We start from the raw sequence: 21,656 nt of genomic DNA on the forward strand, positions 1-21,656 counted from the left end.
TGGAGTTGACGGGTACTAATAGGCCGAGGGCTTGCTCACAAAGTTGCTACGCGTCCACTGTGTGGTTCTGAGGGAACCAATCTGGCGTCCACTGTTTGATGGTTGGATGTTGATGGTTTTTTCATAGTGTTTCGGTGGTTATGGCGGAGGGGAAACGCCCGGTCCCATTCCGAACCCGGAAGCTAAGTCCTCCAGCGCCGATGGTACTGCATGCGTGAGTGTGTGGGAGAGTAGGACGCCGCCGAACTAAATGTGCGTGTAGCCCGGAGATTCGTTTCCGGGCTACACGCTTTTTTGCGTTCGAAGAGGCCGTGGGTGTGCGGGTGGGGGTTTGTTCGGCCGGTGTGTGGTGGGGCAGCTGTTGCCAGGCGCGGGGAATCGTGACTGGTGGGGCGGTTGGCTGGGGGACGCTGGGGGTTCGGTGTGTCGATTTTGTTTGGGGCAGGGCGGCCATACGCTGGAAGGCGATCGGGCAGGCCTGCCCGTTCCAGCCCAAATGGCCGCCCCAGGGGCCCCCAAACCACATCGCCCACATCGCCCACGGAGGGTGGGGTTGCCGCTGGTGATGTTGATACGCACAGACCAGCATTGCCACGGGCGATGTTGTTCACGACATCGCCGATCCGAAGCCGGTGCGGGTGGGTACGGACCTGCGGGGTGAGCCGCGCTCATCAGTCTCCGTCTTACCTGCCTTCCGCGCTTCCCCGCCGTCGCCCCAAGAGCGGCGATGGCTCACTCATGCTTCGCCGGCGCGCCTCGTCCCGCTGCCTCACTCCGCCCGTCCTTTCACCCCGCATGCCCGCTGTGCTCTCCTGCAGCGCATTCCTGCGCCGTTCTTCCACCATTCACTCTTGCCCGACCCCCGACCCCCGACCCCCGACCCCGACCCCGACCCCCGACCTTCGGCTCCGGCCCGGCCCGGCCCTCGGCCTCGACCCCCGGCTCCGGCTCTCAGCCCTCAGCCCTCGGTCTTCGGTCCCCGACCTTCCGCCTCAGTCTTCGGCCCCCAGCCCCCAGCCCCAGCCCCAGGCCCGCCCCTGCTGCCCGGCTCGGCCCCCAACCGCCGCGTGCCGTATCCGTTCTCGCACCTAGCCCCGCGCCTCGTTCTTTGTCGTCGCGCTGCGTCGCTGCGGTCCTCGAGCCATGCCCTCGCCCACCCGGCCTGCGGGGCCGTTCCCACCCGGGGCACCAGCCCATGCGCCGCCTCGCCCCGCGGTGTCCTGCTCATCCCTCGCCTCCCCCTCTCCTTTCCCGCCTCCCCTCCCCTCCCCTCCCTGCCCTCCCCTCCCCGCCTCCCCTTCCTCCTCCTTTCCTGTCTCCGCCCCCTCCCCTTCCCGCCTTCCCTCCCCCTCTCTCGGGGCCGTCGGTGCGTTTCGTGTGCGAAGTTCTCTCTGCCGTTGTGACCTGGGCCGGATTCCGTTGTGCCGCAGCCTTCCCGCCCTCTCCGTAACCTCGCCGCTCCACCTTCCGCACCGTCCCGCTTGCCCAATTCCCCTCCACCGCTTCCGCTGCTTGCTCGTTCTCTCTCTCCCCCCCCGGCCGCTCCCCGGTTGGCTGCGCATGTGGCAGCGCGCCGCGGCCCCGGTCGGGGTGCGGCGCGCTGGGGTCAGGCCGGGACGGTGGGTCTTCTTCTTGGGGGTGTGCCGGAGTCGCGGCGGGCCATGCGGCGGAGGATGAGCGGTGCCAGGAGCAGGCCCAGGGCGGCCCAGGTGCTGAGGGCGAGGGTGGTTTCCAGGGGGCGCCAGGATTCGGTTAGTTCTGCTGTGGCTAGGGATTCGGGGAGTAGGGCGGAGCGGAGGGCCAGGCCCAGCCAGTACAGGGGGAAGAGTTGGGCTAGGGCTTGGAGCCAGTCGGGGAGGGCGGTGATGGGGTAGAAGATTCCGGAGATGGCCAGGAGAAGCATCATCGGGAGGGTTACCAGGCTCAGGGACTGGGGGTTGGTGATCAGGGAGCCGGTGATGACGCCGAGGGGGAGGACTGCCAGGAGGGCGAGGGTCAGGTAGGCGATCAGGGCCAGCCAGGTGGTGGGGGTGGTGAGGGTCAGGCCGGGGAACAGGAAGGGCGCGGGGAGCAAGGGGAGCAGGGCGCCCAGGGTGGTCATGCCGGCTCGGCTGAGGATGCGGCCGGTGAGGTAGCCGAGCATTCCGTGCGGGGTGGCCTTGGCGCGGAGCAGGGTGTTGTCGGCTCGGTCGGTGGTCAGGGTCATGGCCAGGCCGGTGAAGCCGGTGAGCATCACGTTCATGGCGAGGATGCCGGGCAGGGACTGGGTGCCGAGGGAGAACGTGGTGCCGGGGACCGTGGTGTCGCGCAGGATGAACATCACCAGCAGTGCGATCACCGGGAAGAACAGCACGCCCCAGATTTCCTGGGCGCTGGTGGCCTGGTGGCGGAACTCGATGCGGGCGCGTTCCAGGCCGGTGCGCAGGGCGTTGAGGGTCGGGGTCATGCGGGCACCTCCTGCGGGGCCAGGTTGGTCAGCTGGCCGGACTCGTGTTCGCGGACCAGGGACAGGTAGACCTCTTCCAGGGAGACCCGGCGGACTTCCAGGTCGGTGATGTCCTCGTTGCCGGGCTTGGTCAGCAGGTCGCGGACGAAGCTGGTGGCGTCGGGGACCGAATGGGACTCCCTGGTGCCTGCTCGGGTGAAGCGGACCTCGGGCCGGCCTGCCATGCGGTGGGCCAGCTGCTGGGCGGTGCCGTTGGCGACCACCTTGCCGCCGGCCAGGATCAGGATTCGGGTGGCCAGCTTCTCGGCCTCGGCCAGGTCGTGGGTGGTGAGCAGGATGGTGGTGTCGCCGCGGGCGGCCAGGCTGCTGATCAGGTCGTGGAAGTCCTGGCGGGCCTGGGGGTCGAAGCCGACCGTCGGTTCGTCCAGGAACAGCAGCTCCGGGTTGCCGACCAGGCCGATCGCCACGTCCAGGCGGCGGCGCTGGCCGCCGGAGAGGGTGTCGGCCCTGGCGTTGGCGTGGGTGGTCAGGCCGACCAGGGTGAGGAGCTCGTCGGTGTCGAAGGGGCGGCGGCGGGCCGGGGTGCTGAACGGGGTGTAGTAGCGGCCGAGGTGGCGGAGCAGTTCGCGGACCTGCCAGCGGCCGTGGTCGCGCCAGGACTGCAGCACGATGCCGAGGCGGGCGCGCCAGGACTCGTCGCCGGTGATCGGGTCCACGCCCAGCACTCGCACTTCGCCGCTGGAACGCTTTCGGAAACCCTCCAGGATTTCGATCGTGGTCGTCTTTCCCGCGCCGTTGGGGCCGAGCAGGGCCAGCACCTCGCCGCGGCGGGCGTGCAGGGTGACGCCGTGCAGCACTTCGGTCGGGCCGTAGCTCATGCGCAGGTCACGGGCTTGGATCACCGGTTCAGTCGATGCCGGGGTTCGTGGTGTGGTCCGGAAATGCATACCTTCAAGTGTTTCATTGAAGTGCTTCTTGGGACTTTTCCCGGAATTGTGGAGGCGGATTTGTAGAATGGGTCTTTAACCCTCAAGTCCGGAGTTCAGAGTGGGTGTGGTGGGCGGGCGGTTGCGGTCGGTTGATCTGGCGCGGGTGGCAGGGGTGTCGACGCAGCAGATCCGCAACTACGAGGATGCCGGGGTGTTGCCGAGGGCGGAGCGCTCGCCCGCGGGCTACCGGTGGTTCACTGAGCGGCATCGCCGGGCGCTGGGCACCTTCTACGAGGTGCGGAAGGGGTTCGGCACCCCGGTGGCGCAGGCGATCATGCGGGCCGTGCACGAGGACGACCTGCCCGAGGCGTTGAACCTGGTCAGCGCCAGTCATGCGGCACTGCACGAGCAGCGGTTGAACCTGAAGTCGGTGGGGGAGGCGCTGGAGCTCATCGCGCGGCAGGACCGGGCCGCGCCCGCGCTGCCCAGGACCGAGCTGCGGATCGGCGAGGTGGCGGCGCACCTGGGCGTGCGGCCCTCGGCGTTGCGGGTGTGGGAGTCGGCGGGGCTGCTCACGCCGCAGCGGGTGCCGGGCAGCAAGTACCGGACCTACCGGCCTGCCGATGTCCGGGACGCGCGGATGATCAGCATGCTGCGGCAGGCGCGGTACCCGCTGCCGCACATCCGGCCGATCCTGGACGGGCTGCGGGAGAGCGGCAGCAGTGACGCGTTGCGGGCGGCGGTCGCCGACCGGCTGGCCGCGTTGACCCGGCGCGCTACCGCGATGCTGGCCGGGGCCAGCCACCTGCACCGGTACGTGACGGGGGAGGGTGCGGGGCCGGTCACCGGCGACTGATGTCCAGCAGCACCTCGGCGAACTTCGCCGGCTGGGACAGGAACGGGTGGTGGTCGCTGTCGAGCTCGACCACCTCGGTCGCGAGTTCCGCTTGTGCGCGCTGGACTTCCGGCAGGGTGCCGCGGTCCCGCGCGCAGACGACGTAGGTCGAGGGCTTGGTCTGCCAGGCGGCGTGGCGGGGTGGCTGGGTCAGGGCGAGCTGGGACTGGCGGGTCAGGCGGGCGAGGGCGCCCTGGTACGCCTGCTCGTCGCAGTCCTGGGCGAAGCGGTGGCGGAGGTCCTCGCGGCGCAGGCTGACCGTGCCGTCGGGGTGGAACTGCACGTGCGGCGCGGGTTCCGGGCCGAAGCTCGCCAGCGGCTGGGTGGTCTCGGCCAGGAACGAGGTGACGTAGACCAGGTGGCGGACGTTGGGCGCGCCGCCCGCGTCGGTGACGACCATGCCGCCATAGGAGTGGCCGACCAGGATCACCTGGTCAGAAGTGTTGGCCAGCAAGGCTTTCAGCGCGTCGGCGTCGGTGTGCAAGCCGCCCTGTCCGGCGCAGCTCGGGAGTTCGAGGGCGGTGCTGGCGAGGCCGTGCGCGGCCAGCAGCGGAGCCGTCCGGCTCCACCACCACGCGCCGTCGCGGACCAGGGCGCCGTGCACGAAGACCACCTGCATGCCGGTCACGCTGGCACGCCTGGGGGCCGTGCCGCGCCGGATTTCGCTGGTGGCGCAAGACTTGAGGGTATGAGCGGACGACTGGCGCGCATCCACGACCGGGCGAAGACCGCCGAGGTGACCTACGCCGAAGTCGGCGTGACCAGGGCGGCGGCCTGTCCGCCCGGGTACCGGCGGGTCAGCCGGAGCCTGGCGCTGGGGCGCGGGGAGGCGGAGTTCGCGCGGGCGAAGCGGGCGTTGCGGGAGTGGGCGACGCACCGCGGGTTCGGGCGCGGGATCTACCCGGAGCGGGCCGGGCAGGAGGTCGGGGACACCGTGGTCGCGGTGCTCGGGTTCGGGCCGGTCGCGGTGACCGGGCCGTGCCGGGTGGTGTGGCGGGTGGACGAGCAGCGGCGCAGCGGGTTCGGCTACGGGACGCTGCCGGGCCACCCGGTCACCGGTGAGGAGAGCTTCGTGCTGGTCATGGACCCGGACGGGCTGGTCGAGTTCACCATCACCGCGGTCTCCCGGCCCGGCGGCGCGCTGGCGCGGGTGGCCGGGCCGATCGGCCGGCTGGCCCAGCGGGTGGCCATGGCGGCCTACCTGGGGGCGCTGCGCTAGCCGTTCACACCCTTGACACCGCCTACATGGTCTAGTCCAATTCCAGGACACCTGGTGGGCCTGTTCAGGTCTTTTCGCCGCCCGGACCCGCTCCGGCCTGCCAGCCGACGCTCCACGCCGGAACTGGTGGGAGGAAACGATGTCACGCAAGGTCTTAGCTCGGGTGGCGGCAGTGCTCACGGTGGTGTTCGGCATCGCCCTGGCCGGGTTCGTGCCCGCGCACGCGGCCTCGGTCACCGCCACATTCGTCAAACAGCAGTCCTGGGACAGCGGCTACACCGGCCAGATCACGGTCAAGAATGACACCGGCGCCCAGGTCACCGGGTGGAAGGTGGAGTTCGACCTGCCGGCAGGCACCTCGGTCGGCGCCTACTGGGACGCCCTGCAAGCCAACGCGGGCGGCCACTACGTCTTCACCAACCGCGAGTACAACGGCACCCTGGCCCCGGGCGCGAGCGCGGCCTTCGGCTTCAACGTCAGCGGCACCGCGGCCCCGGCCAACTGCAAGATCAACGGCAGCCCCTGTGACGGCGGGTCCACCAACCCGACCACCACCACGACCACGAGCAAGACAACCACGTCGACCTCGACCACTGCGCCGACCACCACCAGCGGCCCGCCGCCCGCCGGGAACAAGCTGCTGGTCGGCTACCTGCACTCGAGCTTCGCCAACGGCTCCGGCTACATCCGGATGGCCGACGTGCCCGACGAGTGGGACATCATCCAGCTCGCCTTCGCCGAGCCGACCTCGGTGACCTCCGGCGACCTGCGTTTCCGGCTCTGCCCGGCGGCCGAGTGCCCGAACGTGGAGTCCGAGGCCGAGTTCATCGCCGCGATCAAGGCCAAGCAGGCCAAGGGCAAGAAGGTGCTGATCTCCATCGGCGGCCAGAACGGCCAGGTCCAGCTGACCACCACCGCGGCGCGGGATGCCTTCGTCAGCTCGGTCAGCGCGATCATCGACCGGTACGGCCTCAACGGCCTGGATATCGACTTCGAGGGCCACTCGCTCTACCTGGACTCCGGTGACACCGACTTCAAGGCGCCGAAGACCTCGGTGGTGGTCAACCTGATCTCCGCGCTGAAGACGCTGAAAGCCAAGTACGGCAGCGGTTTCCAGCTGACCATGGCGCCGGAGACCTTCTTCGTGCAGCTCGGCTACCAGTTCTACGGCGGCAGCGGCGGCGCGGACAACCGGGCGGGCTCCTACCTGCCGGTGATCTACGCGATGCGGAACGACCTCACCCTGCTGCACGTCCAGCAGTACAACTCCGGGCCGATCATGGGCCTGGACAACCAGTGGAAGCAGATGCCCAGCGTGGACTTCCACGTGGCCATGGGCGACATGGTGCTCGGCGGCTTCCCGGTCAAGGGCGATCCGAACAACTACTTCCCCGCCCTGCGCCAGGACCAGGTCGCGCTCGGCCTGCCGGCCAGCCCCAACGCGGGCAACGGGCACACCTCGGTGGCCGCGGTGCACAAGGTGCTGGACTGCCTGATGAAGGGCGCCGGCTGCGAGTCCTACAAACCCAGGGCGAAGTACCCCAGCTTGCGCGGCCTGATGACCTGGTCGATCAACTGGGACCGGTTCAACAACGCCGAGTTCAGCAAGAACCACCGGGCCTATCTGGACCGCTAGCCCGCGTCGAAGGCGGCCAGCAGGCGCTTGGGCGCGGTCGTCCGCCAGGCCTCGGTGAGCAGTTCGCGCAGCTCATCGGGCTCGACGGTGGCCAACTGGATCACCACCATGCTCCAGTTCCGGTAGTGCGGCGGCACGCTGAAGGTGTCCGGATCCCCGGCCACCAAGGCGTGCCGCTCGTCCTCGGCCACCTTGACCGCCACTTCCACCCCATCGGGCGACATGGAGGCGAAGATCTTGTCCTTCACCCGGAAACAGGCGCGCCCCCAGGCCGGTCGCTCGTGCGCCTCGGGCAGCGCCAGTGCCAGGGCGTGCAGCTCCTCCGGTGTGACCATGCGCCGAACCTAACCCGCCGCACCGACAGTGTCCGGAGTCACCGCCCTGCACGCCATCCGGCGGTGGCCGAGGATGGGCCTGATCTGGTTGAAATGAGTATCGCCCCGTCACCGCGCACAGCCGACTGGAGTGATGACGCATGGCGACGTTCGTGCTGGTCCCGGACACCGGATCCAAGCCGGGCGACTGGTCCGAGCTGGTGGCGGCCCTGGAGGGCCGGGGCGATGTCTGCCTGCTGGTCGACCTGGCCGCCGACCGCGACCAGCCCCAGCTCTGCGCGGACCGGATCGCCTGGGCCGCCCAGCGCTCCCGCACCACACCGGTCCTGGTCGTCCACGGCGACGCCGCGGCCCACGTGCCTGCCGCGCTGACCAGGTTCCGCTTCGCCCACGTGGTGCACCTGAGCGAAGACCCGAAGCCGGACCTGGCCGCACACCTAGCCCGCCAAGCCCGAAAAGCACACGCGACAAGACACGCGGCAAGGCACGCGGAGCCTGTGGGGGTTCGGGGGCCAGCCCCCGAGTGGGGCCTGGGGGCTCCGCCCCCAGTGTGATGGCGAAGCAAAAGGCGAGTGCTCCACGAGCACTCGCCTTCGATTGCTGAGCGGATGACGAGACTCGAACTCGCGACCCTCACCTTGGCAAGGTGATGCGCTACCAACTGCGCTACATCCGCACGCTCTCCGGACCATGGTCCCGATCGCTGGGAAGAACATTACATGGACGGCCAAGCGGGTTTCGCAGGGGGGTCGGTCTGGTGAACAGGCTGGTCACTGGCTGCGCTGGGTCTCACCCGGGTGGACCACAACGATCATGACCCGGCAGAATCTCCAGGGTGACAGCCAGGGGTCGGGTGCGACCGAGCGGTAGCTTCCAGACATTGATTTTCACCCTCGAGGCCCATCGTCGAACCGGTACCGTGGACCCACGCTCAGTGAGCGGTCGTGGCGTCCGTGTGACCGACGCCCGCGGCTGAGGAGGAACGGATGACGCGGTTGGTACGGGGTGCGGACGGCCGGAAGTGGACCGTGCGCACCAACGTCGAGTGGTCCAGCCCGGCGGGCATGGACGAGTTCGAGCACGACGTGAGCGGTGGCCACGGCGCCGCGGTGCTGATGGCCACGCTGATGGTGGTGCTCACCGCGGTATTGATCATCTGGACCCCGGCCGCGGTGATCATTCCGCCCTGGCTGATCCTGGCCCTCGCGCTGGTCTTCCTGTTCTTCCCGCTGCGCTGGGTGGTGCGCCGGCCGTGGACGGTGGTCGCGGAGACCCCCGGTGAGCTGGACGACGCCGGGCCGGAGCGCTGGGTCGGCAACGTGCGCGGCTACCTGAGCATGCGCCAGGAGGCGATCAAGGTGGCCAGGGACATCGAGGTCTACTCCTCGCCTGCCTTCGACGGCCCGCTGCAGCCGGTGGACTGACGTAGTCTGGCCGGGTGCCCGAACTGCCCGAGGTGGAGGCGCTGGCCCACCACCTGCGTGAGCACGCCGTCGGACGCACGGTGACCAGGATCGACCTGGCCTCGATGACCGTGCTGAAGACGGTCGCGCCGCAGCCGACCGACCTCTACGGCCGGGCGGTGACCGGCGCGTCCCGCTTCGGCAAGTTTCTCTCCCTCGACTGCGGTGACCTGCACCTGGTCACCCACCTGTCCAGGGCGGGCTGGCTGCGCTGGTCCGATGAGCTCAGCGCCATCCCGCCCAGGCCGGGCAAGGGGCCGCTCGCGCTGCGGGTGCACCTGGGGCCGCCGGGCAAGTCCCCCGGTTTCGACCTCACCGAGGCGGGCACGCAGAAGCGGCTCGCCGTCTACGTGGTGGCCGATCCCGCGCAGGTGCCCGGCATCGCCAGGCTCGGGCCGGACGCGCTCGCGCTGAGCCGTCCCGAACTGGCCGAGCTGCTGGCCGGGCGGGGCGAGCGGATCAAGACCACGCTGACCGACCAGACCGTGCTCGCCGGAATCGGCAACGCCTACTCCGACGAGGTGCTGCACGCGGCCAGGCTCTCCCCGTACGCCACCACCGGGCGGCTCGATGAGGAGGCGGTGGACCGGCTGTTCGCCGCGATGCGGGAGATCCTCACCGAGGCGGTGCAGCGCTCGGTCGGCCAGGCCGCGGCCCGGCTCAAGGGCGAGAAGCGGGCCGGGCTGCGGGTGCACGCGCGCACCGGACTGCCCTGCCCGGTGTGCGGGGACACCGTGCGCGAGGTGTCCTTCGCGGACAAGTCCATGCAGTACTGCCCGACCTGCCAGACCGGCGGCAAGCCGCTGGCCGACCGGCGGATGTCCCGGCTGCTGAAGTAGCTCAGCCCGAGACGATCAGGACCTCCAGGGTGCGCGGGCCGTGCACGCCCTCCACCCGGTCCAGCTCGATGTCGCTGGTCGCGGACGGGCCGCTGATGAAGGTCAGCGGGCGCACCGGGTCCAGCCTGGCCAGCGCCTCCGGCACGGTGGCCGCGACCTGGTCGGCCCGCACCACGCACAGGTGGTAGTCCGGCAGCAGGGTCAGCGCCCGCCTGCCCTGGGCCACGCCGGCGTCCAGCACGATGGTGCCGGTCTCCGCGATGGCCACCGCGCAGCCGGTGAGCACGCCGTCGCAGCCGTCCAGGGTCTCGATGGACAGCGGCGGGTGGTCCACCAGCCAGGTCAGGTCCTCGTTGAGCCAGTCCGCGGGCACGTCGGCGGGCACCGCGATCCGCTGCGCGCCGCGGGCGTCCAGCAGCGCGTCGATCCACACGCCCAGCCGGTCCTCGGTCACCCGGTGCACCACGGCCCGGTAGTCCGCGACCCGCTCGGCCAGCACCTCCACCACGTCACCGAGGTCCCTGGCGCGGTCGTAGTCGCGCGGCACCGGCGCCGGGCTGGGCCTGCCACTGAGCGCGGTGCGGATGCGGGTCAGCATCACCGCGCGGGCCTCACTGCTCACCGCGGTTCCTCCTCCACCAGCTGCGGAACGACTCGGCAGGCGGCACCGGCACGTCGCGGACCTCGGTCCACTTCGAGCCCGGCCAGGGCAGCCGGGTGATCCGGCCGTCGCGGCCGAGGAACCGGGCCAGCGTGCCCGCCCGCTGCGCCCGCTCGAAGCGTTTGGCGTCGGCCATCACCCAGGCCAGCGCGCGCATGGCCAGCGCCTCGGGGGCCAGCTTGCCCTTGTCCTCGACCACCCGGGCCCGCAGGTGGGTGAGCACCTCCGGGATGTTGATCGACACCGGGCAGACCTCGTAGCAGGCCCCGCACAGCGAGGAGGCGAACGGCAGCGAGGCGGCCTGCTTGTCCGCCGGGTTGTTGACCAGCTGCGGGGTCAGGATCGCGCCGATCGGGCCGGGGTAGACCGAGCCGTAGGCCTCGCCGCCGGTGCGCTCGTACACCGGGCACACGTTCAGGCAGGCCGAGCAGCGGATGCAGCGCAGCGACTGGCGGCCCACCTCGTCGGCCAGGGTCGCGGTGCGGCCGTTGTCCAGCAGGATCAGGTGGAACGCCTGCGGCCCGTCGCCGGGGGTCACGCCGGTCCACACCGAGGTGTAGGGGTTCATCCGCTCCGCGGTAGAGGAGCGCGGCAGCAGCTGGAGGAAGACCTCCAGGTCCGGCCAGCTGGGCACCAGCTTCTCGATGCCCATCACGGTGATCAGGGTCTCCGGCAGGGTCAGGCACATCCGGCCGTTGCCCTCGGACTCCACCACCACGATCGACCCGGTCTCGGCCACGCCGAAGTTGGCGCCGGAGATCGCCACCTTGGCGGAGAGGAACTTCCGCCGCAGGTGCCGCCGGGCCGCCTCGGCCAGCGCGCGCGGCTCACTGGTCAGGTCGGCTGGCACGTCCGGCATCGCGCGCTGGAAGATCTCCTTGATCTCCGCGCGGTTGCGGTGGATCGCGGGCACCAGGATGTGCGAGGGCCGGTCCTCGCCGAGCTGCACGATGAGCTCGGCCAGGTCGGTCTCGATCGCGGTGACCCCGCCCTCGGCCAGCGCCTCGTTCAGGCCGATCTCCGCGGTGGCCATGGACTTCACCTTGACCACCTCGGTCTCACCGGTGGCGCGGATCAGCCGCAGCGCGATCGCGTTGGCCTCGGCGGCGTCCCTGGCCCAGTGCACGGTGCCGCCGCGGGCGGTGACCGCCGCCTCCAGCTGGACCAGGTAGGTGTCCAGGTTGGCCAGCACCTCGTCCTTGATCGCGGCGCCCGCGGCGCGCAGCTGCTCCCAGTCCGGCAGCTCGGCCACCGCGGCGGCCCGCTTGCCGCGGATGGTGCTGGTGGCGTTGCGCAGGTTGCGGCGCAGCTGGGTGTTGCCGAGCGCCGCTTTGGCCGCCTTGGGGAAGGCCGGGGTGCCCAGCCAGGTCACCGGGTTGCGGACGACCATGGTTCCTCCTCCGTGCTCGCCAGGATCTCCGCAAGGTGCATCGGGCGCACCCCGCTGCGCAGCCGGGACAACCCGCCGCCGATGTGCATCAGGCAGGAGTTGTCGCCCGCGCACAGCACCTCGGCCGAGGTGCCGATGACGTGGTGCATCTTGTCCGCCAGCATCGCGGTGGAGGTCTCGGCGTTCTTCACCGCGAAGGTGCCGCCGAACCCGCAGCAGGAGCTGGCCTCCGGCAGCTCGACCAGGTCCAGCCCGCGCACCGCGCGCAGCAGCCGCAGCGGTTTCTCGCCGACGCCGAGCATCCGCAGCGAGTGGCAGGTCGGGTGGTAGGTGACCCGGTGCGGGAAGTACGCGCCCACCTCGGTCACGCCGAGCACGTCGACCAGGAACTCGGAGAGCTCGTAGGTGCGCGCGGAGACCGGGGACTCGGTCAGGCCGGGATGGATGTCGCGGACCATGCCGGTGCAGGAGCCGGAGGGAGCGACCACCGCGTCGTAGTCGCCGAAGACCTCGGCGTAGCCGACCGCCATCGGCCGGGCCTGCTTGGCGTAGCCGGTGTTGAAGTGCATCTGGCCGCAGCAGGTCTGCGCCAGCGGGAACTCCACCCGGCAGCCCAGTCTCTCCAGCAGCCGCACGGTCGCCTTGGCGGTCTCCGGGAAGAACGTGTCGGTCAGGCAGGTCGCGAACAACCCGACCCGCATGGCCTCTCCACCTGCTGTGCGCACAGCGGACACCCTGCCCCGGAAAACCTCCGATGTCTACGGTTCATCCTTTTGGTGCCATCTCCGAGAGACAGGATGGTTGCAGATTCAGCGTGTGGGTCCCAGCATGGACGCCGTGGGTGAACTGCTCACTGAGCGATCGGCCATGGCGGTCCTGGCGGGTATCGCCGTTCTCGCCGCCTTTGTCCTGCTGTGCCGGGCACGGCGGGTCAGCACCTCGATGGAGGACGCGACGCTGACCGCCCTGCACCGGGTGACCGATGCTGCCCCGACGCTGCGCGAAGGCCTGTCGGTGCGGTCGGCTGATGAGCTGACCCCGCACCTGAAGGAGATGCTCGGCTGTGTGGCGGTCGCGCTCACCGACGGGGACGGCGAGGTGCTGTCCTGGGCCGGTGAGGCGAACTACCACTACGAGGACCTCCGCCCCACCGTGGAGAAGGCGATCATCCATCGCACCACCGAGACCACCAGTCACGGGATGATGGACTGCGACGTCAACAAGTGCGCGCTGCGGCACGCGATCGTGGCCCCGCTGGAAGTCGACGGGATCATGGTCGGCTCGCTGCTGGTGGCCTCCGCGGTCGGCGGCCGCAGGCTGTCGCGGGCGGCCGAGGTGGGTTCGCGCTACATCACCACGCACCTGGAGCTGGCCGAGCTGGAGGAGTCCCGCTCCCGGCTGGCCATCGCCGAGGTCCGCGCCCTGCGTGCGCAGATCTCCCCGCACTTCCTGTACAACGCGCTGACCACGATCTCCTCGCTGGTCCGCACCGACCAGGAACAGGCGCGGGACCTGCTGCTCGACTTCGCCGACTTCACCCGCTACTCCTTCCGCACGGCCGGGGAGTTCACCACCCTCGGCGAGGAGCTGCACAACGTCGAGCGCTACCTGACCCTGGAGCGGGCCCGCTACGGCGACGCGCTCAACGCGCAGGTGCGCATCGCGCCCGAGGTGCTCTCCGTCGCGGTGCCGTTCCTGACCCTGCAACCGCTGGTGGAGAACGCGGTCCGGCACGGCCTGGCGAACAAGCCGGGCGGCGGCACGGTCACCGTGGTGGCCGCGGACAACGGGGCCGAGGCCACCATCAGCGTGGAGGACGACGGGGTCGGCATGGACCCCGAGCGGCTGTCCCAGGACCTGAACTCGCACTTCACCGGCGCGCACGTGGGCATCAACAACATCGACCACCGGCTGCGCTCCTTCTTCGGCAACGACTACGGCCTGGTGGTGGAGACCAACCTGGGCGCGGGCACGAAGATCAGCATGCGGGTCCCGAAGTTCACCGCTGGCGTGCACGCGCCGCCGCCGACCTGGCCGGATGCGGTGGGGCGCAAGCAGGAGGAAGCGCACCAGCCCACCGGCTGAGCGGGCAGCGGCGCGGAATTTCCGTACCCTCGCAGGCATGAACGTCGCCGAGCGGTTGGCCAAGAAACTGCCCATGATCGGCGAGCGTGTCGACCGCTCGCCCGTCGTCGCCGTGGTCCGGCTGCACGGCGTGATCAGCCCGACGCCGTCGCCACTGGCCAGGAACACGATCAACATCAACACCATGGAGTCCGCGCTCAGCCGCGCCTTCGGCCACGACCGGCTAGTCGCGGTGGCGCTGGCGATCAACTCACCCGGCGGCGCGCCCACCCAGTCCGCGCTGGTGGCCGACCGGATCCGGGAGCTGGCCGCGACCAAGAAGGTGCCGGTGCTGGCCTTCTGCGAGGACGTGGCGGCCTCCGGCGGCTACTGGCTGGTCTGCGCGGGCGATGAGATCTACGCGCACAGCACCTCGCTGGTCGGCTCGATCGGCGTGGTCAGCTCCAGCTTCGGCCTCAACGGGCTGCTGGAGCGCATCGGCGTGGAGCGCCGGGTGCACACCGCGGGTGAGAACAAGGTCCGCCTTGACCCGTTCCGCCCGGAGAAGCCGGAGGACGTGGTCTGGCTCAAGGGTTTGCAGTCCCGGCTGCACGAGCGCTTCGGCGAGTGGGTCACCCAGCGGCGCGGGGCGAAGCTGACCGGCGGCCCGGAGGAGCTGTTCACCGGCGAGATCTGGCTCGGCGACCAGGCCGCCGAGCTCGGCCTGGTGGACGGCATCGGCACCCTGCGCGGGGTGGTCAAGAAGCGCTGGCCGGATGCGGAGATCGTGGTCTCCGAACCGCGCCGCCCGCTGCTGGCCAGGCTGGGCCTCGGCGGCGCGGCCATCGAGGCGCTGGAACACCGGGCGATGTGGTCGCGCTTCGGACTGTGAGCCGCGTTGTGCAGTCCTGCCGATTCAACGCACACAATGCCGCACAACATCATTCCCGCTGATTTTCCGTAGCCTGCGAAAAGCAGGACAACTGGGGAGAGCGGGGACGATGAATACTGCGCTGAAGAGGAAACTGTCCAGGTCACGGGTTCACCTGACCGATAGGGAGTTCTATTTCCCGACCGTCTACGCGGGTGCGGCCGGCGAGACGGTGATGCGGAACGGGGCAATGGCCGCGCCGGCCCGCTGCCACAACTTCACCTCGTCGAACTACCTCGGCCTCGGCCAGCGCCCCGAGGTCGCGGCGGCGGTGACCGAGGCGGTGGGCCGGTACGGGCTGGGGGCGAACAGCTCGCCCGCGCTGGCCGGGCACTTCGACGTGCACGAGGAGCTGAGCCAGGAGCTGGCCGAGCTGCACGGCACCGAGGCCGCGATGCTCTACAACAGCGGGTTCGCCGCCAACCTCGGCGCGCTGGCCGCGCTGGCGGGCAAGGGCGACCTGATCGTGCTGGACGCGGCCGCGCACGGCAGCCTGGTCTTCGGCGCCAAGTCCTCCGGCGCCGAGCTGCGCTACTACCCGCACCGGGACCACGCGGCGCTGGCCGCGCTGCTGGCCGAGCACGCCAAGCCCGGCCGGACCACGCTGGTGGGCATCGTCGGGGTCTACAGCATGGCCGGTGAGGTGGAGGACGTCGCCGCGGTGGCCAGGATCGCCCGCGAGCACGGCGCGGTCACCCTGCTCGACGACGCGCACGGCCTCGGCGTGATCGGCGCGCGCGGCACCGGCAGCATGGAGCACCACGGCCTGCCGCACGACGCGGTGGACATCCACATGGGCACGCTGAGCAAGTCGCTGGCCGCCGCGGGCGGCTACCTGGCCGGCTCGCACGAGCTGATCGACTACCTGCGCTTCCACGCGATGTCGCACCTGCTGACCGCGAGCATCCCGCCCGCGGTGGCGGCGGGCTGCCTGGCCGCGTTGCGCATCCTGCGCGCCGAGGGGCACGTGCTGAGCCCCCGGCTGCGGGACCGGGCGCGGTTCTTCCGCGAGCGGCTGCGGGAGCACGGGCTGGACGCGCGCGGCGCGACCGCGGTGGTGCCGGTGCACCTGCGCACCGAGAACCTGGTGATCCCGGTCAACGAGCTGGTGCTCTCCCGGGGAGTTTTCCTGAGTCCGGTGATGTTCCCGGGGGTGCCGATCGGCCAAGGCAGGTTGCGGTTCACCATTTCCGCGGTGCACGAGGAAGAAACTCTGGCGCGGGTGGCGAAAATCCTCACCGAGTCCGTGCGGGAGATCGAGGCGACCGCGCGACAGGCGGGCTGAGGTCAATGGGGACCGCCCGGACCGCGGCCACTCCGGTCCGGGCGGCGACGGTCCGGCCTGCGGCGTTGAAGTCGGAGTTTGATCACTGTGGGTGATAGTGTCGGCCCGAACAGATGACCTGAGTGGGTCGATCTTTCCCACGAGGCGTCACCACGCATTGACTCGGTCGTTCAAGCCAAGTAATAGCTGAGCGATCAACAGCGTCACCCCGTTGGCGGGTGGCTCGCTCGTGGACAGTCGGCACCACGTATCGGCAGGATTGACCTCATCGTGAGTACGAACGGCAGCCCCCCCGGGCTCATCGTCATGGCGGTCGACGATGAGCCCAAGAACCTGGACGAGTTGTGTTACCTGCTGCGGCAGAACCCCAGGGTGCGGCGCGTCCTGGAGGCCTCGGACGCGCTGGAAGCGCTGCGGATCATCCGCGGCCAGGATCCGGAGCTCCAGCAGCGGATCGCCGCCGGGCTGCCCGCGGTGGACGCGGTCTTCGCCGACATCCAGATGCCCGGCCTGTCCGGGGTGGAGATGGCCACCGTGATCACCGGGCTGAAGGACGCGCCCGCGCTGGTCTTCGTCACCGGCCACGGTGACCACGCGCTGGCCGCCTACAACCTCGGCGCGCTGGACTACATCAGCAAACCGCCCAACCCGGAGCGGCTGGAGCGGGTGCTGCGGCTGATCGAGCGCACCTCGATGGCCACCGTGGCCGCGCCCGCGGAGGAGCCGGTCGACGAGGAGGTCATCCCGGTCGAGCTGGCGGGCACCACCAAGCTGATCCCGCGCGCCGCGGTGCGCTACGTGGAGGCCCAGGGCGACTATGCCCGCCTGCACACCGCGGAGGGCAGCCACCTGGTGCGGATTCCGCTGGCACAGCTGGAGGAACGCTGGGGTGACGCAGGCTTCGTCCGCATCCACCGCTCCTACCTGGTGGCGATGGGGCTGATCACCGAGCTGAAGATGGCCACCTCCGGCTACACCGTGCGGGTGGGCAGCGGCGAGGACGCGGTCGAGCTGCCGGTCAGCCGCAGGCACACCAGGGAGCTCAAGGACCGGCTGGTGCGCTCGCCGAAGAACAACTGGGGCCACCGGTGAGCCAGCCCGGCCCGCCGGAGGACTCGGCCGCCGAACAGGAGGCCGAGCGCAGGCGGCGCCGGGTCAAGGTGGTGCTGGCCGAGCGGCGGGGCGCGCGCAAGGTGGTGCGCACCATGGTGCACATCGAGCAGCAGACCCAGATCGGCGAGCAGGTGGTGCGGGTGCTGATCCGCAAGCAGCTGGTCGTCGCGGTCACCCTCGCGGTGATCACCGCGGTGGTGCTGGGTAGCCTGCCGGTGCTCTTCGCGCTGTTCCCGGAGGTGGCCGCGGCCACCCTGTTCGGCGTCCGGCTGCCCTGGCTGCTGCTCGGCGCGGCCGCCTATCCGCTGCTGATCGGTGTGGGCGCGCTGTACAACCGCGTGGTCGAGCGCAACGAGAAGGACTTCATCGACATGGTCGAGAACTAGGAGCCCCGGGAGTTGGGGCTCAACGAGTGGTCGCTCGTCGGCGTGGTGCTGGCCGTGCTGGCCACCCTCGCCCTGGGCTTCGTCGCCTCCTGGCGCTCCAAGACCACCTCGGACTTCCTCGTCGCCTCCCGGGGGGTCAAGGCCAGCAACAACGCGGCCGCGATCTCCGGTGAGTACCTCTCCGCCGCCTCCTTCCTCGGCGTGGCCAGCCTGGTGTTCCGGGACGGTCCGGACGCGCTCTGGTACCCGGTGGGCTTCACCGCCGGTTATCTCTCCCTGCTGCTGTTCGTAGCCGCCCCGCTGCGCCGTTCGGGCGCCTACACCGTGCCCGACTTCGCCGAGGCCCGGCTGGGCTCGACGCACCTGCGCAGGCTGTCCACCTGGGTGGTGATGCTGATCGGCTGGCTCTACCTGGTGCCGCAGTTCCAGGGCGCCGGGCTGACCTTCTCCACGGTGACCCACCTGCCTGCCTGGATCGGCGTGGCCGGGGTGGCCGTGGTGGTGGTGGTCAACGTGGTCGGCGGCGGCATGCGCGCGATCACCATGGTGCAGGCATTCCAGTACTACCTGAAGCTGGTCGCCATCTCGCTGCCGGCGTTCCTGCTGGTCATCGTGTTCATCAACGACCAGCGGCCGCAGCGGGCGCTGAACGAGCCGCTGCCGCCGGCCTTTCCCAGCGACACCACGGTCACCGTGGAGACGCCGGTGCGGATCCAGGTGGGCGAGACGATCAAGTTGAACGCCTTCGGCCGGGTCGACGGCCAGCCCGTCAACGGCGAGGCGCTGTGGGCGGCGGGCACCAGCTACGACATCGGCGCGAAGACCAGGCTGGAGTTTCGGGCGGGCACCGCGGTGCCGGTGGTCAAGGGCTCGCCGGTGCGCAACGAGGACTGGCTGCGGCCGCAGCAGGCCGACGGCAACGGGATGAGCCTGTTCAAGATCTACTCGCTGATCTTCGCGACCTTCCTCGGCACCATGGGCCTGCCGCACATCCTGGTCCGCTTCTACACCAACCCCGATGGCAGGGCGGCCCGCCGGACCACGCTGTACGTGCTGATCCTGCTCGGCCTGTTCTACCTGTTCCCGACCATCCTGGGCGCGCTGTCCCGGCTGTACGTGCCGCAGCTGCTGGTCACCGGCAAGACCGACGCGGCGATCCTGTTGCTGCCCACCGCGATGCTGGACAACTGGCTGGGCAAGGTGCTGGCCGCGCTGGTCGCGGCAGGCGCCTTCGCCGCGTTCCTGTCCACCGCCTCCGGGCTGGTGGTCAGCGTGGCCGGGGTGCTGTTCACCGACGTGATGACCGGGCGGTTCAAGGACTTCCGGCTGGCCGCGCTGCTGGCCGGGGCGCTGCCGCTGGGCATGGCGCTGATGGCCGCCTCGCTGGATGTCTCGCAGGCGGTGAGCCTGGCGCTGGCCACCGCCGCGTCCACCTTCTGCCCGCTGCTGGTGCTCGGCATCTGGTGGCGCGGGCTGACCTCGGTCGGCGCGGCCGCCGGCATGATCGCCGGGGGCGGGCTGACCCTGCTGACCACGATCCTGAACTTCGTCAGCGCCAGCACCGGCGGCTGGGCCGCGGTGCCGCTGCTGCAACAGCCTGCCGCGGTGACCGTGCCGGTGGCGTTCGTGACCATGGTGGTGGTCAGCAAGCTGTCCAGGCGGCGGATACCGCCGGACGTCTCGCAGATCATGCTGCGGCTGCACGCGCCCGACCGGCTGGGCTTCACCAAGGACCGGGAAGTCCAGAAGTACGGGACGCCGGAGGAGAAGGCCCGCGAGTCGACTGGTCGTCACCGAGGTTGAAACCCCCGCCACGGAGGAGTGACAGCCTGTCACCTGTTCGGATGACATCCCACCGTCGAGCCACTTAACGTGCAATCACTACCGCTTATCGCCTAACCCGACTGTTGGTCGCAGTTCCTCGTTCGAGCCTTGGTCGAGTGACCTGGGTCTCTACTAACGTCCCGAGCCAACACCCTCAGCGAGGAGGCCGGATCGTGAGCATCACCGAGCGGCCGCAGACGGGCGGAGCGCCAGACCCGGAAGTCTGGAGCGCTGTCCAGTCCGGCCCTGAATTCACCGAACTGCGCAGGCGGCTACGCAGGTTCGTGTTCCCGATGACCGTGCTGTTCCTCAGCTGGTACCTGGTGTACGTGCTGCTGGCCGACTACGCGCACGGGTTCATGAGCACCAAGCTGGCCGGCAACATCACCGTCGGCCTCGTGCTGGGCCTGCTCCAGTTCGTGTCCACCTTCCTGATCACCACCCTCTACGTCCGGCACGCCAACAAGCACCTGGACCCGGCGGCCGAGCGGATCAGGGAACAGATCGAAGGGGGCGACAAGTGAGCGCGCCGACAGCGGTACTGGCCCAGAGCCTGGCCACGGGCTCGCCCGTGCTCAACATCAGCATCTTCGCCGGGTTCGTGGTGATCACGCTGATCGTGGTGTTCCGGGCGAGCAAGAACACCAAGTCCGCCGCGGACTACTACGCCGCGGGGCGGGCCTTCACCGGGCCGCAGAACGGCATCGCGATCGCCGGTGACTACCTCTCCGCCGCCTCCTTCCTCGGCATCGCGGGCGCCATCGCGATCTACGGCTACGACGGCTTCCTGTACTCCATCGGCTTCCTGGTGGCCTGGCTGGTGGCGCTGCTGCTGGTCGCCGAGCTGCTGCGCAACACCGGCAAGTACACGATGGCCGACGTGCTCAGCTTCCGGATGAAGCAGAAACCGGTGCGCACCGCGGCCGCGCTGTCCACGCTGGCGGTGTCCTTCTTCTACCTGCTGGCGCAGATGGCCGGCGCGGGCGGACTGGTCGCGCTGCTGCTGGGCATCAGCGACAGCTGGGGCCAGGCCATCGTGATCGCCATCGTGGGCGCGCTGATGATCCTGTACGTGCTGATCGGCGGCATGAAGGGCACCACCTGGGTGCAGATCATCAAGGCGGTGCTGCTGATCGTCGGCGCCGGCGTGATGACCCTGTGGGTGCTGGGCATGTACGGCTTCAACCTCTCCGCGCTGCTCGGCGCGGCGGTGGAGAACAGCCCCAAGGTCGGCGAGAAGCTGCTCGGCCCCGGCCTGCAGTACGGCAAGAGCGGGCTGACCCAGCTCGACTTCGTCTCCCTCGGCCTGGCCCTGGTGCTGGGCACTGCGGGCCTGCCGCACATCCTGATGCGCTTCTACACCGTGCCCACGGCCAAGGAGGCCCGCCGCTCGGTGGTCTGGTCGATCTGGCTGATCGGCATCTTCTACCTGTTCACCCTGGTGCTGGGCTACGGCGCGGCCGCGCTGGTCGGACCGGACCGGATTCTGGCGGCGCCGGGCAAGGCGAACTCGGCGGCCCCGCTGCTGGCCTTCGAGATCGGCGGCACGCTGCTGCTCGGCTTCATCGCCGCGGTCGCCTTCGCCACCATCCTGGCGGTGGTGGCCGGGCTGACCATCACGGCCTCGGCCTCCTTCGCGCACGACATCTACGCGAACGTGATCAAGAACGGCCAGGTGGACGACAAGAACGCCGAGGTCAAGGTGGCCAGGCGGACCGCGGTGGTGATCGGCATCGTGTCGATCCTCGGCGGCATCCTGGCCAACGGGCAGAACATCGCCTTCCTGGTCGCGCTGGCCTTCGCGGTGGCGGCCTCGGCGAACCTGCCGACCATCCTGTACTCGCTGTTCTGGAAGCGGTTCAACACCACCGGCGCGCTGTGGAGCATCTACGGCGGCCTCGGCAGCACGGTGTTGCTGATCGCGTTCTCGCCGGTGGTCTCCGGCCGGTCCAACTCGATGATCACCGGGGTGGACTTCCACCTGTTCCCGTTGGACAACCCCGGCATCGTCTCCATCCCGCTGGCGTTCCTGCTCGGCTACCTGGGCACGGTCCTCAGCAAGGACCCCGGCAACGACGCCAAGTACGCCGAGATGGAGGTCCGCGCGCTCACCGGCGCGGGCGCCGAGAAGGCCACCCAGCACTGAGAAGTCGATCTACAAGAAAGCGGTCTCCCCAGGTGGGAGGCCGCTTTTCTTGTGTCACAGACTTTGTGACATTTCGTGACAGGAACTGCACAGA

General features: G+C 69.9%; 21 protein-coding genes, 1 tRNA gene and 1 rRNA gene. 15 read left to right on the forward strand and 8 right to left on the reverse strand.

The window, feature by feature from the left end; genetic code table 11:
- The first annotated feature begins 130 nt into the window (after positions 1-130).
- Positions 131-247 (forward strand): 5S ribosomal RNA (gene rrf, locus ACWDY5_RS20785).
- Between the two features lie 1,359 nt (positions 248-1,606).
- On the opposite strand, the gene ACWDY5_RS20790 is transcribed toward rrf, so the two are convergent.
- Entirely contained in the window at positions 1,607-2,446 is an 840-nt protein-coding gene (locus ACWDY5_RS20790; protein WP_449723832.1) for an ABC transporter permease, read from the reverse strand.
- Positions 2,443-3,393 (reverse strand): ABC transporter ATP-binding protein, encoded by a 951-nt coding sequence (locus ACWDY5_RS20795; RefSeq protein ID WP_449723833.1) that lies wholly within the window; start codon positions 3,391-3,393, stop codon positions 2,443-2,445. Before ACWDY5_RS20795 ends, ACWDY5_RS20790 begins: the two co-directional genes overlap by 4 nt.
- A 154-nt stretch (positions 3,394-3,547) precedes the next feature.
- On the opposite strand from ACWDY5_RS20795, the gene ACWDY5_RS20800 reads away from it, so the two are divergent.
- Entirely contained in the window at positions 3,548-4,231 is a 684-nt protein-coding gene (locus tag ACWDY5_RS20800; RefSeq protein ID WP_449723834.1) for a MerR family transcriptional regulator, read from the forward strand.
- On the opposite strand, the gene ACWDY5_RS20805 is transcribed toward ACWDY5_RS20800, so the two are convergent.
- Positions 4,218-4,889, reverse strand: a complete 672-nt coding sequence (locus ACWDY5_RS20805; protein WP_449723936.1) for an alpha/beta hydrolase — start codon at positions 4,887-4,889, stop codon at positions 4,218-4,220. The genes ACWDY5_RS20800 and ACWDY5_RS20805 overlap by 14 nt on opposite strands.
- Positions 4,890-4,958: 69 nt before the next feature.
- On the opposite strand from ACWDY5_RS20805, the gene ACWDY5_RS20810 reads away from it, so the two are divergent.
- Together ACWDY5_RS20810 and ACWDY5_RS20815 are read left to right on the forward strand one after the other, a co-directional pair.
- Complete coding sequence (locus tag ACWDY5_RS20810) at positions 4,959-5,489, forward strand: DUF1990 family protein (RefSeq protein WP_449723835.1); 531 nt, start codon at positions 4,959-4,961, stop codon at positions 5,487-5,489.
- A gap of 139 nt (positions 5,490-5,628) precedes the next feature.
- On the forward strand, positions 5,629-7,125 hold the full coding sequence (locus tag ACWDY5_RS20815) for a chitinase (protein ID WP_449723836.1): 1,497 nt from the start codon (positions 5,629-5,631) through the stop codon (positions 7,123-7,125).
- Here the strand turns inward: ACWDY5_RS20815 and ACWDY5_RS20820 are convergent.
- Positions 7,122-7,460, reverse strand: coding sequence for an MmcQ/YjbR family DNA-binding protein (locus ACWDY5_RS20820; RefSeq protein ID WP_449723837.1), 339 nt, complete (start codon positions 7,458-7,460; stop codon positions 7,122-7,124). The two genes, ACWDY5_RS20815 and ACWDY5_RS20820, sit on opposite strands and share 4 nt — an antisense overlap.
- Positions 7,461-7,600: 140 nt before the next feature.
- Here ACWDY5_RS20820 and ACWDY5_RS20825 point away from each other — a divergent pair, with 140 nt between their 5' ends.
- Positions 7,601-8,014: a hypothetical protein gene (locus ACWDY5_RS20825; RefSeq protein WP_449723838.1), complete on the forward strand. Its 414-nt coding sequence runs from the start codon at positions 7,601-7,603 to the stop codon at positions 8,012-8,014.
- A 49-nt stretch (positions 8,015-8,063) separates the two neighbouring features.
- Here ACWDY5_RS20825 and ACWDY5_RS20830 read toward each other — a convergent pair.
- A tRNA-Gly gene (locus ACWDY5_RS20830) sits at positions 8,064-8,136 on the reverse strand.
- A gap of 310 nt (positions 8,137-8,446) precedes the next feature.
- On the opposite strand from ACWDY5_RS20830, the gene ACWDY5_RS20835 reads away from it, so the two are divergent.
- Both ACWDY5_RS20835 and ACWDY5_RS20840 read left to right on the forward strand, forming a co-directional pair.
- Positions 8,447-8,884, forward strand: a complete 438-nt coding sequence (locus ACWDY5_RS20835; protein ID WP_252485670.1) for a DUF983 domain-containing protein — start codon at positions 8,447-8,449, stop codon at positions 8,882-8,884.
- A 14-nt stretch (positions 8,885-8,898) separates the two neighbouring features.
- Positions 8,899-9,762 carry an Fpg/Nei family DNA glycosylase gene (locus tag ACWDY5_RS20840; protein ID WP_449723839.1) on the forward strand — a complete coding sequence of 288 codons (864 nt, stop codon included), beginning with the start codon at positions 8,899-8,901 and terminating at the stop codon, positions 9,760-9,762.
- Position 9,763: 1 nt separating this feature from the next.
- Here the strand turns inward: ACWDY5_RS20840 and ACWDY5_RS20845 are convergent, their stop codons facing one another.
- From ACWDY5_RS20845 to ACWDY5_RS20855, 3 genes are read right to left on the reverse strand one after another with little or no spacing between them, the layout of a single operon-like run.
- Positions 9,764-10,360, reverse strand: a complete 597-nt coding sequence (locus ACWDY5_RS20845) for a LutC/YkgG family protein (protein ID WP_449723937.1) — start codon at positions 10,358-10,360, stop codon at positions 9,764-9,766.
- Positions 10,361-10,373: 13 nt separating this feature from the next.
- On the reverse strand, positions 10,374-11,813 hold the full coding sequence (locus tag ACWDY5_RS20850) for a LutB/LldF family L-lactate oxidation iron-sulfur protein (RefSeq protein ID WP_449723840.1): 1,440 nt from the start codon (positions 11,811-11,813) through the stop codon (positions 10,374-10,376).
- Positions 11,792-12,514, reverse strand: coding sequence for a (Fe-S)-binding protein (locus ACWDY5_RS20855; protein ID WP_449723841.1), 723 nt, complete (start codon positions 12,512-12,514; stop codon positions 11,792-11,794). Before ACWDY5_RS20855 ends, ACWDY5_RS20850 begins: the two co-directional genes overlap by 22 nt.
- Positions 12,515-12,641: 127 nt before the next feature.
- Between ACWDY5_RS20855 and ACWDY5_RS20860 the strand changes: the two genes are divergently transcribed.
- From ACWDY5_RS20860 to ACWDY5_RS20895, 8 genes are all read left to right on the forward strand, one after another.
- Positions 12,642-13,898, forward strand: coding sequence for a sensor histidine kinase (locus ACWDY5_RS20860; protein WP_252485667.1), 1,257 nt, complete (start codon positions 12,642-12,644; stop codon positions 13,896-13,898).
- A gap of 37 nt (positions 13,899-13,935) precedes the next feature.
- Positions 13,936-14,769 carry a S49 family peptidase gene (locus tag ACWDY5_RS20865; protein ID WP_449723842.1) on the forward strand — a complete coding sequence of 278 codons (834 nt, stop codon included), beginning with the start codon at positions 13,936-13,938 and terminating at the stop codon, positions 14,767-14,769.
- A gap of 214 nt (positions 14,770-14,983) precedes the next feature.
- Entirely contained in the window at positions 14,984-16,093 is a 1,110-nt protein-coding gene (locus ACWDY5_RS20870) for an aminotransferase class I/II-fold pyridoxal phosphate-dependent enzyme (RefSeq protein ID WP_449723843.1), read from the forward strand.
- Positions 16,094-16,399: 306 nt separating this feature from the next.
- Positions 16,400-17,185, forward strand: a complete 786-nt coding sequence (locus ACWDY5_RS20875; RefSeq protein WP_252485664.1) for a LytR/AlgR family response regulator transcription factor — start codon at positions 16,400-16,402, stop codon at positions 17,183-17,185.
- On the forward strand, positions 17,182-17,592 hold the full coding sequence (locus ACWDY5_RS20880) for a hypothetical protein (RefSeq protein WP_449723844.1): 411 nt from the start codon (positions 17,182-17,184) through the stop codon (positions 17,590-17,592). Before ACWDY5_RS20875 ends, ACWDY5_RS20880 begins: the two co-directional genes overlap by 4 nt.
- A gap of 12 nt (positions 17,593-17,604) precedes the next feature.
- Positions 17,605-19,395 carry a sodium/solute symporter gene (locus tag ACWDY5_RS20885; RefSeq protein WP_449723845.1) on the forward strand — a complete coding sequence of 597 codons (1,791 nt, stop codon included), beginning with the start codon at positions 17,605-17,607 and terminating at the stop codon, positions 19,393-19,395.
- A gap of 194 nt (positions 19,396-19,589) precedes the next feature.
- On the forward strand, positions 19,590-19,940 hold the full coding sequence (locus ACWDY5_RS20890; RefSeq protein ID WP_449723846.1) for a DUF485 domain-containing protein: 351 nt from the start codon (positions 19,590-19,592) through the stop codon (positions 19,938-19,940).
- A complete protein-coding gene (locus ACWDY5_RS20895; protein ID WP_449723847.1) occupies positions 19,937-21,562 on the forward strand; it encodes a solute symporter family protein in 1,626 nt (541 codons plus the stop codon). The genes ACWDY5_RS20890 and ACWDY5_RS20895 overlap by 4 nt, the downstream gene beginning before the upstream one ends.
- The last annotated feature ends 94 nt before the right edge of the window (positions 21,563-21,656 follow it).

This window comes from Crossiella sp. NPDC003009 (assembly GCF_053591555.1).